Annotated in this window: 10 protein-coding genes; all 10 read left to right on the forward strand. The window is 41.8% G+C overall.

The window, feature by feature from the left end; translation table 11 throughout:
• Positions 1–35: 35 nt before the first annotated feature.
• The 10 genes from BLW74_RS08370 (at position 36) to BLW74_RS08405 (ending at position 15,573) form a co-directional block, all read left to right on the forward strand.
• A complete protein-coding gene (locus tag BLW74_RS08370) occupies positions 36–2,558 on the forward strand; it encodes a glycosyl hydrolase 115 family protein (RefSeq protein WP_089691600.1) in 2,523 nt (840 codons plus the stop codon).
• Positions 2,559–2,682: 124 nt separating this feature from the next.
• Positions 2,683–3,258 (forward strand): glycoside hydrolase, encoded by a 576-nt coding sequence (locus BLW74_RS22670; RefSeq protein WP_228424828.1) that lies wholly within the window; start codon positions 2,683–2,685, stop codon positions 3,256–3,258.
• A complete protein-coding gene (locus tag BLW74_RS08375; protein WP_228424830.1) occupies positions 3,204–5,420 on the forward strand; it encodes a T9SS type A sorting domain-containing protein in 2,217 nt (738 codons plus the stop codon). Before BLW74_RS22670 ends, BLW74_RS08375 begins: the two co-directional genes overlap by 55 nt.
• Entirely contained in the window at positions 5,407–5,562 is a 156-nt protein-coding gene (locus BLW74_RS22400) for a hypothetical protein (protein WP_167358399.1), read from the forward strand. Before BLW74_RS08375 ends, BLW74_RS22400 begins: the two co-directional genes overlap by 14 nt.
• Before the next feature lie 58 nt (positions 5,563–5,620).
• Complete coding sequence (locus tag BLW74_RS08380) at positions 5,621–8,254, forward strand: glycoside hydrolase family 3 C-terminal domain-containing protein (RefSeq protein ID WP_089691603.1); 2,634 nt, start codon at positions 5,621–5,623, stop codon at positions 8,252–8,254.
• 51 nt (positions 8,255–8,305) lie between these two features.
• Positions 8,306–10,297: an alpha-L-arabinofuranosidase C-terminal domain-containing protein gene (locus BLW74_RS08385; RefSeq protein ID WP_089691606.1), complete on the forward strand. Its 1,992-nt coding sequence runs from the start codon at positions 8,306–8,308 to the stop codon at positions 10,295–10,297.
• A gap of 126 nt (positions 10,298–10,423) precedes the next feature.
• Entirely contained in the window at positions 10,424–12,124 is a 1,701-nt protein-coding gene (locus tag BLW74_RS08390; RefSeq protein ID WP_089691609.1) for a ribulokinase, read from the forward strand.
• Positions 12,125–12,150: 26 nt separating this feature from the next.
• Complete coding sequence (locus BLW74_RS08395; RefSeq protein WP_089691611.1) at positions 12,151–12,870, forward strand: L-ribulose-5-phosphate 4-epimerase; 720 nt, start codon at positions 12,151–12,153, stop codon at positions 12,868–12,870.
• A gap of 21 nt (positions 12,871–12,891) precedes the next feature.
• A complete protein-coding gene (araA, locus tag BLW74_RS08400; RefSeq protein ID WP_089691614.1) occupies positions 12,892–14,388 on the forward strand; it encodes an L-arabinose isomerase in 1,497 nt (498 codons plus the stop codon).
• 27 nt (positions 14,389–14,415) lie between these two features.
• Positions 14,416–15,573 (forward strand): aldose epimerase family protein, encoded by a 1,158-nt coding sequence (locus tag BLW74_RS08405; RefSeq protein WP_089691617.1) that lies wholly within the window; start codon positions 14,416–14,418, stop codon positions 15,571–15,573.
• Positions 15,574–15,575 lie beyond the last annotated feature (2 nt).

Consider the following 15,575-nt stretch of genomic DNA (forward strand, 5'->3'; position numbering starts at 1 on the left):
GGACAACGTTTTTAAAATTAAAACCAGAACTGACTATGAATCATTTAAAAATATTTTTTCTCACTGTGTTATTGGGATTTTGTTTAAAGATCCATGCTGCAGAACCGTTCATCAGCACTGAGAAAAGTTCCGGAACCCTCATTCTGAAAGAAAAAACGGTCAGTCTTTCCATTTTTACCAGCCCCGGAACAGATCAGGGAATTGTAAGAGCTGTAAAAAACCTGCAGGCAGATTTTCAGAAAGTAACAGGAGCACAGCCGCTACTTCTTAATCAGGTTTCAGGATTGCAGTCTCCCTTAGTCATTATTGGAACGGCAGGCACAAGATCAGTCGTTGATGATCTCATCAGGCAAAAAAAAATAGATGGGAAAGCCTTAACCGGAAAACGCGAAAAATATATCATTCAGAACATCAGCAATCCTTTTCCGGGAGTTTCTGAAGCCATTGTGATTGCAGGAAGTGACAAAAGAGGAACCATTTACGGAATTTACGAAATGTCTCAGCAGATAGGCGTTTCGCCATGGTATTACTGGGCAGATGTTCCGGTTCAGGTGAAAGATCATTTATATTTCAAAAAAGGGACCTATACAGATGGTGAGCCAGCTGTAGAATACCGGGGCATTTTCCTTAACGATGAAGAACCTTCGTTGGGAGGTTGGGCAAGGGCAACTTTCGGAGGAATAAACAGTCAGTTTTACGAAAAAGTTTTTGAGCTGATCCTGCGCCTGAAAGGAAATTATATCTGGCCGGCAATGTGGGGAAAAGCATTTTATGATGATGATGCTCTCAGCGGTCCGCTGGCCAATGAGATGGGAATTGTGATGGGAACTTCTCACCACGAGCCTATGGCTTTGGCACAAACGGACTGGCACAGGTATGTCAAAAAAAATAATCTCCCGAATGTCTGGGATTACAGTAAAAATGCAGAAGTGCTGCAGAAATTCTGGAAATCCGGGATAGAAAGAAGCAAAAACTGGGAAAAGCTGGTAACAGTGGGAATGCGGGGTGATGGCGATGAAGCAATGGGGGATGGAACCAATATTTCCCTGCTGGAGAAAATTGTGAAAGACCAGCGTAAGATTATTGCTGAGGTTACCGGAAAAAAAGCAGAGAAAACACCTCAGGTGTGGGCACTGTATAAAGAAGTTCAGGATTATTATGACAAAGGAATGAGAGTGCCGGACGATGTTATTCTGCTGTTCTGTGATGATAACTGGGGAAATGTAAGAAAGCTTCCCGACCTTTCAAAACCCCTGCATAAAGGAGGATACGGAATCTACTATCATTTCGATTATGTGGGCGGACCCAGAAATTCCAAATGGATCAACATCAGTCCCATTCAGAGAGTCTGGGAGCAGATGAACCTTTCTTATGAGCACAAGGTAGATAAGCTTTGGATTGTTAATGTTGGAGATTTAAAACCAATGGAATTTCCTGTCAGCTTTTTCCTGAAAATGGCCTGGAATCCTAAGCAGTTTAATGCCGGAAATCTTTTTGAATATACTGAAGAATGGGCCGCTCAGCAGTTTGGAGAAAAGCATGCGCGCGAAATTGCCAGGCTGATTAATCTGTACTCCAAATATAACAGAAGAGTAACCCCTGAAACCCTTGACAGCAAAACCTACAGCCTTGAGAATTACCATGAATTTGAAACGGTTTTAAATGACTACAGAACATTAGCTTTAGAAGCCTTACGTCTGAAAGAGCAGATCCCTTCCGAATATCAGGATGCATATTATCAGCTGGTTTTGTACCCGATTGATGCGTGCAGCAATTTATACGAAATGTATTATGCGGTGGCAAAAAACAGGGAACTTGCTGCGAAAAAAGATCCGGAAGCTAATATTTATGCTGATAAAGTGAAGGCGTGCTTTGAAAGAAATGCTTATCTGGACAATCAATACAACAATGTGATAGCCGGAGGAAAATGGAAGCATATGATGGATCAGATGAGGATAGGTTACAAAAGCTGGGCAGACGGAAAAGAAAACATAATGCCTGAAGTCACCTATATTTCCAAAGGGGACGTTCCCAAAGAAAAAATGTTCCGGGAAAAAAACGGCTACGTGTCAATTGAAGCGGAAAACTTTGCAAGAATGAACCAATCCGACAGAATTCATTGGGAAGTAATTCCTGATTTCGGAAAAACAAAATCCGGGATAACAACCTTTCCGCAGAATACCTATCCTAAAACGGAAGAAAATATCTGGCTGGAGTATGATATTAACTTTGAATCTAAAGGAGAACTGGAGGTTGAGCTTCTTTTGGCACCTACCTTAAATTTTAATCACAATAAAGGACTGCGCTATGAAATTTCTTGGGATAATCAGCCTGCACAGGTTGTGAATTTCAACGGTCATTACAAAGGAGAATTGGGAAAATGGCAGTCCGAACATATCATTAAATCCATTACAAAACATTTGATTTCGCAGGCAGGAAAACATACATTACGTTTCAGAGTGCTGGAACCGGGCATTGTACTGGAAAAACTCCTGATCAGCACAGGAGGTCTGAAACCCTCTTATCTGGGCGCTCCGGAAAGTGAAATGCTTCACTAATGCTAACACAGTGAAATAAAGAATTCTTCAAACCCGATTCTGGTAAAATGATAGTCTTACCAGGGAATCTTTGTCCTTATTCGAATTGTTTACACTCAAATCACAAATAGTAAACCCAAACATTATGAAAAAAATTGTAAGTCTTATATCCATGTATTCCATGGTTTTGTATTTCAGCGGTACGCTGCAGGGCCAGCTTACCACGGTAAAAATTGATAAGAATATTACGTATCAGAAAATCAGAGGATTCGGAGGATTTGTCTGCAGCCCTCAGTTTGCTTACAACCACATGTCTACAGCAGAAATTCAGAATCTCTGGGGAACCTCCAGCGAGGGTGGTTATAATATAATGAGATTATATATTCCTGAAAACAGCAGCAACTGGAGCTCCGTATTGGCTACTGCACAGCTTGCCAAATCAATGGGACTCACTATTTTTGCAACACCATGGACCATGCCCGCAGCCTGGAAGACCAATAACCATGTCAATGCAGTGTACACTGATACCAACGGAGTACAGCAGATTGGATACCTGAAAACCGAAAACTATCAGGACTACGCCCTTTATCTCAACAGTTTTGTTACTTATCTTCAGAATAACGGAGTAAGCTTGATTATATTTCTATTCAAAATGAACCGGATGAGATGGCTCAGTACCAGGGATGTATCTGGACGCCGGCTCAGATGGCCACATTTGTAAAAAATTATGGACATCTCATCAACTGCAAGGTGATTGCTCCGGAAAGTGTGGGGTTTACAGATAATTTTGCCAGTGCCTTGCTGGATCCTTCGGCAATGGCCAATTTTGAAGTATATGGAGGTCACCAGTATGGTCTTATTCAGTCTGTCTACAAGCAATTTCAGAATAATAATAAAGAACTCTGGCAGACAGAATATCTGATCAACTGGAATTCTTCATCTTCCCAGCCTGCACGTGATTTCAGCTGGAATGCTGATGCATTTAATTTTGCAGCTAGTGTCAACAATGCATTATTGGGAAATATCAATGCATGGATCCATTACTCAGCCAAACGCTATTACGGTTTAATGGGCGACGGAACGTACGGAACTACCGCAGGTGTAATGACCAAAAGAGGTTATGTCCTTTCACATTATGCCCGGTACACCACAGGAAAAACAAGAATAGAAGCAAAATGGGATGATAAAACCGGAGTTTTACAAGGTTCTTCCTATATTTCTCAGGATGGGAATCAGGTCGTTCTTATGGTTATTAATCCCTCTCAGAATGCCTATACTTTAAAGGTTGATCTCCCTTTTTACACTACTTCTGGTACAAAAGTCCTTACCAATGCACAATCCAGTATGGTCAGCACACCAGTGGCTATGAGTACACCAACATTCCGGCCAGCTGCTGATATCAGCCCTTCCAGTGTCATGACCTTTGTTTTTAATAAAAGTGGAGACAGACCTGCTTCTCTAATGACGGGCGGTGATATTCATTATAATAAAATTGAAACCCAGACTGCTACCAATACAGCCTTTGGTACAGGATTCAATATCAGCAATACTACGGTAACCTTCTCCAACCCAAGTCCTCTTATCAGCAATAATATGACCGCCGCTAACGGATATCTTCAGCTTGATGACCGGTATAATAAGCTGATATTGCACGTAAACAGCTATACAACAGCAGGACAAAGCTATTCTGATAACACAACGTTGTATTATATCAACAGCCAGGGGGTAGCGAAATCTTATAATTATGGCAGAATCAACTTTCCTCAGGGAGGAAATTTTGATATGACGTTCGATATTTCAAGACAGGTGCTTACAGACGGATGTAAGGGAATTTTAGGATTGAGGAATTCCAATTACAGTTCTGTACTTACCCTGAATCTTGGAGATGTTTATTTCAATGTAGGAAATGAAAATGCTTCAAAATTCGGAGGAACCTATTCCGCAAGCGACAGCTATCTGATGGATGCCCTGGAAAACGGCTACTATACCTCTGTAGACTTTAGAAATGCTGCTGGGATTACCGCTTCCAATAACTGGCAGCCTATCAGTGCCAATACTAACAGTATCTACTACGTCAGTGCAAGTACAAATTCACCGGCTGCTAATGTGATCTCGGGTGCCACATGCTCAAACCTTGTTCTCTCCGGCCAGGGGATGGATTTTCACGTGCCGTTCAATTTCACTGCCAATAATGCTTCTTACAGCCGTACGTTCAATGGCTACGATGTGCTGATCCTGCCATTTCAGGCGAATATACCTTCCGGAGTAAGTGCATATTTGATGTCACCCGGATCCAATAATATCAACTGTACTGCAATTTCCAACGGAATTATTCCTGCGAATACTCCGGTACTGATCAATGCCACAGGAACTATCACTTTCAACGGTTCAGGAAATGTTTCCACGCCCAAGGCAATTACTGTAGACCAAATGAACGGCGTCTACCAGAGCATCAAGGTTCCGGCTGGCGGCTACTTCCTGAAAACTGAAAACGGGGTAACCGGTTTTTATAAAATAACGGCTGGAAGTGAGCCTTTAATAAACTCCTTCAAAGCTTATCTTTCAGAAGAAAATACCTATTCTGCCAGCGTTCTGCCTTTAAATTTTGGATCGTTAAACACCAGAAATAACCTTACGGATACGAAAAAGGAACCTGTTAAGATCTATCCTAATCCTGTAAAAGCAGATCTTTTTATTGATTCTGATTTTCCGGAAGCTGTAGCCGCTATTTTTGATGGGAAAGGGAGTGTCATTACATCCGGATTGAAGATCAATACAGGAAAAAACCAAATTAATGTGGCAGGCCTTCCGGCCGGAATCTACTTCGTTGAGGTTACCTGTAAGAACAATACAGTACTAAAACAAAAATTTGTCAAAGAATAAAACCCAATCCAAAGCCATCATCACATTAGCTTATGATGGCTTTACCAATATCCATGAGATGACCGAAGAATCAAGATCGAAAGATCGAAGTATTAAAAAAAAGGCACAGTCATCCGTGAACATCCGTGAAATCGGTGGTTAAAAAATTGAACCGCAAAAATCATAAAAGTTGTTAGGACTTTATTGAAACCATAATCCTTATGAAAAGAATTGTATTAACATTATGTGCAACACTGGGAGCCCCTTTGTTATTAGCTCAGAGCCATTATAAATACCCGTTCAGGAATCCCGATCTTCCTGTTAATGAAAGAATAGAAAACCTTCTTACTTTACTGACAGCAGAAGAAAAAATAGGAATGATGATGGACAATTCCCAGGCAGTTCCCCGTCTGCAAATTCCTGCATATGGATGGTGGAATGAAGCCCTTCATGGAGTGGCAAGAGCAGGCACCGCTACTGTTTTTCCTCAAGCAATAGGAATGGCAGCTACATGGGATGTTGCGGAACATTTTAAAACGTTTGAAATGATTTCTGATGAAGCACGGGCGAAGTATAACCGGTCATTCGATGAAGCCCAAAAGACAGGACGTTACGAAGGGCTTACCTTCTGGACTCCTAACATCAATATCTTCCGTGATCCAAGATGGGGAAGAGGTCAGGAAACCTATGGCGAAGATCCCTATCTTACTTCCGTTTTAGGCGTTGCTGCTGTAAAAGGTCTGCAGGGGAATGACCCTAAATATTTTAAAACGCATGCCTGTGCCAAACATTTTGCTGTACACAGCGGCCCGGAATGGAACCGTCATTCTTATAATGCAGAAATTTCTAAGAGAGATCTGTATGAAACCTACCTTCCTGCTTTCAAAGCATTGGTACTGGAGGGTAATGTAAGAGAGGTCATGTGTGCCTATAATGCTTTTGACGGTCAGCCGTGCTGTGCCAGCAATACCTTACTCACGGAAATTCTCCGGGGAAAATGGAAGTACGACGGAATGGTGGTTTCAGACTGCTGGGCACTGGCCGATTTCTATCAGAAAAAATACCATGGTACCCATCCTGATGAAAAAACAACTGCCGCAGATGCCCTGAAACACTCCACAGATCTGGAATGCGGAGACACTTATAACAATCTTACCAAAGCCCTGGCGGGCGGGCTGATTACAGAAAAGGATATTGATCTATCAATGCGCAGGATTCTGAAAGGATGGTTTGAACTCGGAATGCTTGATCCGAAATCTTCCGTTCACTGGAATACAATTCCCTACGATGTTGTGGATTCCGAGGAACATAAAAAACAGGCACTGAAAATGGCACTGAAATCAATTGTGCTGATGAAAAACGAAAAAAATGTGCTGCCGCTCAGCAGAAATATCAAAAAAATTGCCGTTGTAGGTCCCAATGCGGATGACAGGCTGATGCAGCTGGGAAACTATAACGGAACGCCTTCTTCCATTGTAACAATTTTAGACGGAATCAAAACCAGGTTCCCCAATGCTGAAATCATTTACGAAAAAGGAAGCGAAGTCACAGACGCTTCTTCCAGAACTTCACTCTTCCAGAATTTTATCAGCCAGAAAAACGGGATCAAAGGAATGAAAGTTGAGTTTTTCAATAACAGTGAATTCAAAGGTGAGCCAGCCAATACCTCAGTGAATGCAGCCTCAATCAGCTACAGCAGTTTCGGCGGAACCCAGCTTGCACCCCATGTAGGAAGAGAAAATACTTCAGCTGTCATTTCAGGAATTTTCAAAAGCACTTATACAGGAGAGGTCATATTTTCTGCGTCCACTTCTGATATCTATACACTTTTTGTGGATGGGAAAGAAATAGCAACAAGAAAAGGTCCTGACGCAAGACATCCTTCAGAATTTCCCGTAAAAATGGAGAAAGGAAAAGAATATCATATAGAACTCCGTCATACACAAAAAGGAAAATATGTAAGCATCAGCTTTGAAGTCTACAGAAAAGACCCGGTCAATTTTACCGCGGTAAGAGAAAGGGTGAAAAATGCGGATGCTATCATCTTTGCAGGAGGACTTTCTCCAAGTCTCGAAGGTGAGGAGATGATGGTAAACGCAGAAGGTTTCAGAGGAGGCGATAAAACATCCATTGCCCTTCCTAATGTTCAACGTGAACTGTTGGCAGAACTCAGAAAAACGGGAAAACCTGTTGTTTTTGTTCTGTGCACCGGAAGTGCTTTGGGACTGGCACAGGATGAAAAGAATTATGACGCTCTGGTCAATGCCTGGTATGGCGGGCAAGCCGGAGGAACCGCTGTAGCAGATGTTTTGGCAGGGGATTATAACCCTTCCGGAAAACTACCCATTACCTTTTACACGAACCTTGAACAGCTGGACAATTCCCTGTCGAAGACAAGTAAACATCAGGGATTTGAAAATTATGATATGCAGGGGCGAACCTATCGTTATATGACAGAAAAGCCGCTCTATCCATTCGGACATGGTTTAAGCTACTCAAAATTTATGTATGGAAATGCAAAGCTGAGTAAAAATACAATCAGTATCAGCGAAAATGTGACAATCACAATTCCGGTCACTAATATTTCTGATAAAGACGGCGAAGAAGTTGTGCAGGTGTATATTAAAAGAAATAATGATTCCCAGGCCCCGGTAAAAACTTTAAGAGCTTTTGAAAGGACTTTGATTATATCTAAAGAAACAAAAAATATCCGGCTGATCCTTTCCAGAGATTCATTTGCATTCTATGATGAAAAAGCAGATGATCTGGTTTCAAAACCTGGAGAGTACACGATTCTCTACGGGGGAACATCTGATGATGCCGGCCTAAAAACGATTCCGTTACAAGTAAAATAACAAGATAAATTCAGGATAAAATTTCAGGCCGTACTTTCAAAAACAAGATCTATGTCAACAAAAAATACAATACTTTCCATTACAATGTCGCTGGGCTGCACATTATTTTCTGCTCAGCATACTACGGTCCGCACCTATAATCTGGACCTGAAAGAAAACCCAGCTCCTGTTACAATACAGCCAACCATGTACGGGATTTTCTTTGAAGATATCAATTTTGCAGCAGACGGAGGACTATATGCTGAACTGATTAAAAACCGGAGTTTTGAATTTGATGAACCTTTTACAGGATGGAAACAGCCCAATACAAAAACGCTTTCCCCCAATCTGGATTCCGGGTTTCTGACCATTTATACGGATCATTCCAAGAGCAATAAAAATTATGCAAGAATTACCGTTTTAAACAATAAAAATTACCTTCTGGAAAACGAGGGTTTCAGAGGAATTGGTATTCACGAAGGGGCAAAATATGATTTCAGTTTTGATCTGGAAAATGTCTCCGGAAATATCGCTGCTGTAAACGCACGCCTTGTTGATGAAAGCGGAAAAGAAATCGCTTCAGTCTCCACAATCATAAAACAGAAAGGATGGCAGAAATACAATACTGTTTTACAAACCCCGCGAACAGTTGAAAAAGCAAAACTGCAGATTACTTTTACAGGAAACGGAATTGTGAATATGGATATGATTTCACTTTTCCCGCAGGACACCTGGAAAAACAGAAAAGGCGGATTACGCAGGGATCTGGTACAAAAATTAGATGATTTGCAGCCAGGATTTCTGCGGTTTCCGGGAGGATGTATTGTAGAAGGAAGAACATTGGCAGAAAGGTACCAGTGGAAAAAAACAGTGGGAAATGTAGCAGACCGGGAATATCTCATCAATAAATGGAGTACAGGATTTCCGCACCGTCTTACACCCGATTACGGACAATCTTTTGGGTTAGGATTTTTTGAATATTTTCAGCTTTCCGAAGATTTGGGCGCAGAGCCTGTTCCTATTCTGAGCTGCGGAATGGCATGTCAGTTCAATACGGCAGAACTCGTCAAAATGGAAGATCTGGATCCGTATGTTCAGGATGCGCTGGATCTTATAGAATTTGCTAACGGAGATTCCGGAACCACAAAATGGGGGAAGCTTCGTGCTGATATGGGGCATGCAAAACCTTTTAATTTAAAATTGATCGGGGTAGGGAATGAGCAGTGGGGACCAGATTATATTGAACGTTATAAAGTGTTTGAAAAAGCGATCCATGCAAAATATCCCGGCATTAAGATCATCTCAGGAAGCGGACCATCACCTGACGGCGAATTCTTCGAATATGGCTGGAAAGAGCTGAAACAGCTTAACGCACAGATTGTTGATGAGCATTACTACAATTCACCCGATTGGTTTATGAGAAATGCCGGAAGATATGATCACTATGACCGTTCCGGGCCAAAAGTTTTTGCGGGAGAATATGCAGCCCAGTCTGTAGGGGTGGTGAAGCCTGATAATAAAAATAACTGGCTCACAGCACTTTCAGAAGCCGCTTTCATGACCGGGCTTGAAAGAAATGCAGATGTTGTCCACATGACTTCTTATGCACCGCTTTTTGCCCATGCGGATGGCTGGCAATGGACTCCTGACCTTATCTGGTTTAATAATCTGAAATCTTACGCCACTCCTAATTATTATGTTCAGAAGTTATTCTCCAACAATAAAGGAACAGATTTACTTAAAGTTGAAAATGAAGGAAAAGTCCTGTCAGGACAGGAAAATTTATATGCTACGGCAGTAAAGGATACAAAGAAAAATGAAATCATTATTAAAATAGTCAATACTGATGCGCAGGCTAAAAAAATCAATATTAATCCTATCAACCTCAAAGTAGGCAAAAAGTTGAACCGGATAGATCTTTCTGCACCAGCGCTTTCCAGTGAAAATAATTTCAATACTGAATCTGTGATGCCTAAAGAAGAGACTTCCTTATTAAAAAATGGGAAAATAACAGCGGAAATTCCCGCTAATTCCTTAGTCGTTTTAAAGCTTGAATTAATTTAATGTATTGAAATTAAAACTGTTATAAAAAATAAGTGTATTTTTTACATTTATTTGAAATAGAATCTTATATTTGTTTTTATCTCATCAGGAGAAATTAAATCTCATCATCAAAAACGTTTTACCACCATGAAAAAATACGTTATCGGGCTGGACTATGGTACAGATTCCGTGCGGGCCGTGCTTATCGACACAGAAAACGGTTCCGAAATAGCTTCTTCAGTCAGTTATTACCAGAGATGGAAAGAAGGCAAATACTGTGATCCTTCTGCCAACAGCTTCAGACAGCATCCTTCAGATCATATTGAAGGGCTGGAAAAGACTATTTCAGAAGTCGTAAGAGAAAGCGGAATTCCACCTGAGCAGATCGTTAGTATTTGTATTGACACCACAGGCTCCTCACCGCTTCCGGTAACAAGGGAAGGAAAAGCATTGGCTCTTGTTCCCGGCTTTGAAGAGAATCCCAATGCCATGATGGTTTTATGGAAAGATCATACCGCTATCCGGGAGGCTGAAGAAATCAATACCCTTGCCAAAACCTGGGGTGGGGAAGATTATACTAAATATGAAGGCGGTATCTACTCATCAGAATGGTTTTGGGCCAAAATACTGCACATCAGTAGAGTAGACGAAGCGGTGAAAAATGCTGCTTACACCTGGATGGAGCATTGTGATTTTATGACCTTCCTTTTATCTGATCATCAAAATGTGGCTGATTTTAAAAGAAGCCGTTGTGCAGCAGGCCATAAAGCAATGTGGCATGAATCATGGGGCGGTCTGCCTTCTGAAGAATTTCTCAACAGGCTTGATCCTTCGCTGGGAAAACTTAGAGAAAAATTATATAAAGAAACATTTACTTCAGACGAAATAGCAGGACATCTGAACGAAGAATGGGCAGCAAAAACCGGCCTTACCACCAATACTGTTATTACAGTAGGCACATTTGATGCCCACTCAGGAGCTGTAGGAGCAAAAGTGGAGGAAAATACGCTGATCAGGATTATGGGAACCTCAACGTGTGATATCATGGTAGCTTCAGGAGAAACGATCGGAGACACAACCGTAAAAGGAATCTGCGGGCAGGTAGATGGCTCTGTAATTCCCGGATTAATAGGGCTGGAAGCGGGACAGTCTGCATTTGGAGATGTGCTGGCCTGGTATAAAGATATTCTGATGTGGCCGGTTCATCAGATCATGATGCATTCCGAAAGCATTTCGGAAGAGCAGAAGACAAAGCTGGCCGGTGAAATGGAGCATGAACTCATCAGAAAGCTAACTCTTGAAGCCGAAAAAATTCCACATGCTGACACTGTGCCTGTTGCATTAGACTGGGTGAACGGAAGAAGAACACCAGACGCAGACCAGGAACTTAAAGCAGCCATCAGCCAGCTTTCCCTGGGAACCAAGGCACCCCATATTTTCAAGGCTTTAGTCAATGCCATCTGTTTCGGAGCTAAAAAAATCGTGGACCGTTTTGAAGATGAAGGTCTGAAAATCAATAAAGTAATTGGAATCGGCGGAGTAGCAAGGAAATCACCATTGATCATGCAGACCCTCGCTAATGTTTTGGATATGCCGATTGCTGTTGCAGCCTCAGATCAGACACCCGCTTTAGGAGCAGCCGTTTATGCAGCCGTATCAGCGGGCATTTATCCTACGGTACAGGAAGCAAGTAGGAAAATGGGCTCCGCGTTTGAAGCAGAATACCATCCGAAACCTGAAGAAGCAAAAATATACAGAGAGCTGATGCTGCAATACCAGAAGCTCGCTGATTTTGTAGAACACAATACCAAACTGAAAAAGAGCAGGAAGGAGCTACAGAACTCCTGAATATTAACCTTTGAATGATACTCAAAATGAATACCTATAAAGAACTCCAAAGAGAATGTTACGAAGCGAATATGCAGCTGGATGCCCTGAAGCTGGTAGTCTATACCTTCGGGAATGTAAGCGCTGTAGACCGCGAAAAGGGGATTTTTGCCATTAAACCAAGCGGTGTTCCGTATGAAATTCTAAAACCGGAAGATATGGTGATTCTCGACTTTGACGCCAATGTCATTGAAGGCAGGCTCAGACCTTCTTCTGATACTAAAACCCATGCATACCTGTACAAAAACTGGGAAAATATCGGTGGTATTTCCCATACTCATGCCATTTATTCTGTGGCGTGGGCACAGGCACAGATGGATATTCCTGTTTTCGGGACCACCCATGCAGATCATCTCACGTCAGATATTCCCTGTGCTCCCCCCATGCGCGATGAGCTGATTCAGGGAAATTATGAGTACAACACAGGAATACAGATTCTGGAATGCTTTACAGAAAAAAAACTCTCTCCGGAAGAAGTGGAAATGGTTCTTATTGGTAATCATGGCCCCTTCACATGGGGAAAAACTGCTGAAAAAGCAGTATACAACAGCAAAGTACTGGAAACCATTGCCGAAATGGCATATCTCACAAGACAGATCAATCCGGACGCAGAACGTTTGAAAGAGGCACTCATCAAAAAGCACTATGAACGCAAGCACGGTAAGAATGCTTACTACGGACAATCATTCAACACTGAAAATAAATAACTATTAACGATCAATAAAAATATGTTAACACCGCTCAATACCAAAGAAGTCTGGTTTATCACAGGAAGTCAGCATTTATACGGACCTGAAACACTCGCTCAGGTAGCAGAACACAGCCGGAAAATTGTAGAAGAACTTGAAAAATCAGTCTTTATTCCGGTAAAAGTCATCATAAAACCAACCGTAACAACCACCGAAGAGATATTTGAAACCATAGCAGCCGCTAATCATGCAGAAAGCTGCATAGGAGTGATTACCTGGATGCATACCTTCTCACCCGCCAAAATGTGGATCAGAGGATTAAAAATTTTACAAAAACCTCTTCTGCATCTGCATACACAGTTCAACAGAGATATCCCATGGTCTACGATGGATATGGATTTTATGAATCTTAATCAGGCTGCTCATGGTGACCGTGAATTTGGATTTATGGTAAGCAGGCTCCGAAAGAGCAGAAAAGTAGTCGTGGGGCACTGGTCGGAAGAAAGAGTTCAGAAACAGATTGGCGACTGGAGCCGTGTTGCTGCCGGATGGGATGACTGGCAGGGAGCAAAATTTGCTCGATTCGGGGATAACATGAGATTTGTAGCCGTTACAGACGGAGATAAAGTGGAAGCTGAAACACAGTTCGGTTTCTCAGTCAATACCTGGGGAATCGGTGATCTTGTCGGAGTCATTAATTCAACAAGTGAAGGGGAAATAAAAAGCCTGATGGAAGAATATGAATCTTCTTACCACATGGCTGCATCACTGTTGGAAGGTGGGGCACAAAGAAATGCTCTGCATACCGCCGCAAAAATTGAGCTAGGACTTGAAAAATTTTTAAAAGACGGAGGATTTAAAGGATTCTCCGATACCTTTGAAGATCTTCACGGGCTGGAACAGCTTCCGGGAATTGCCGTGCAGCGCCTGATGCAGAAAGGATACGGATTTGCAGGAGAAGGAGACTGGAAAACAGCAGCCCTGGTGCGTGCCATGAAAACTATGGGACAGGGACTGGAAGGAGGAAATGCTTTCATGGAAGATTACACCTACCATTTAGACCCGTCCAATCCTTCCATTCTGGGTTCTCATATGCTGGAAGTAGACCCTGTTCTGGCGGCCGGAAAACCATCATGTGAGATTCATCCGCTCGGAATCGGAGGAAAAGCAGATCCGGTGCGTCTTGTTTTTAACTCCAGAGGAAACATAGATTCTCTCAACGCTGCCCTGATGGACTTTGGAAACCATTTCAGACTGCTGATCAACAAAACCAGAGCACTGGAAATTACAGAAGAGCTGCCCAAACTTCCGGTAGCAAGAGTTTTATGGAAACCTCTTCCTGATTTATATACCGCTGCAGAAGCATGGATACTGGCGGGTGGAGCACATCATACATGTTACAGTGAAAATATTTCAGCAGAACAGCTGGAAGATTTTGCTGATATAGCAGGCATTGAATCTTTAGTCATTGATGAAGATACCAGAATGCATGATTTTAAAAATACACTTCGTTGGAATGAAATGTATTATCGTTAATTAATTTTAAAAAATATGTAAATAATTATGAAAAAAACAACACATAATGGCATTTTTATTTTATTATTTTTAATTATTTTCGGCTGCGGAAAAGAAAATAACAAACAGGATATTTCAGGAAAAATGGAGAATGTTCATACTTCAGACTATGGAGTGACGCCAAAAGGCGATTCTATTAAAAAATACACACTGACCAATAAAAACGGGATGAAAGTTGAGGTCATCAATTTCGGAGGAATTATCATATCTTTAACAGCACCCGACAGAAATGGAAAATATGAGGATGTCGTACTGGGCTTTACCAAACCCGAAGGATACTTCGAAGGCAATCCCTATTATTTCGGTGCTTTAATCGGAAGATATGGTAACAGAATTGCCAACGCGAAATTCTCGCTGGAAGGAAAAACATATGAAATTGATAAAAACGATGGTCCAAACAGCCTTCACGGAGGAAAAGAAGGATTCCATACCAGATTCTGGAATATTGAGGCCGTAAAAGATGCGAAATTTCCCACCCTGAAATTATCGTATACCAGCAACGACGGGGAAGAGGGATATCCGGGGAAGCTGACAACAACCGTTTTCTATACCCTTACGGACGACAATGCGCTGGAAATTTCCTACGAAGCAGAAACTGATAAGCCAACAGTGGTGAATCTTACCCAGCATTCTTATTTTAACCTGTCCGGAAATTTTACAAAAACCATTACTGATCATGAACTGCTGATCAATGCAGATTATTTTCTTCCGGTGAACGAAACTTTAATTCCTACCGGTGAGCAGAAAGATGTAAAAGGAACTCCGTTTGACTTCACAGCCGCAAAATCTATCGGAAAAGATATCAATGCAGAAGATGATCAGCTGAAAAAAGGTAAAGGATATGACCATAATTGGATTCTGAATGGAAAAGGTTTCCGTAGCATCGCCCAGGTCTATCATCCCGCAACAGGAAGATTGATGGAGGTTCTTACAGACGAACCCGGAGTACAGTTTTATTCCGGAAATTTTCTTGACGGAAAGTTTGATACCAAAACCGGTGGCAAAAATGAATTCAGAACAGGATTCTGCCTGGAAACACAACATTTCCCGGACTCTCCCAATCAGCCGTCTTTCCCTTCTACAGAGCTGAAGCCCGGACAGAAATACCATTCTAAAACCATTTATAAATTCTCCGTTAAAAAGTAAAC

It is taken from the genome of Chryseobacterium culicis (assembly GCF_900108365.1).
Taxonomy (GTDB): Bacteria; Bacteroidota; Bacteroidia; order Flavobacteriales; family Weeksellaceae; genus Chryseobacterium; species Chryseobacterium culicis.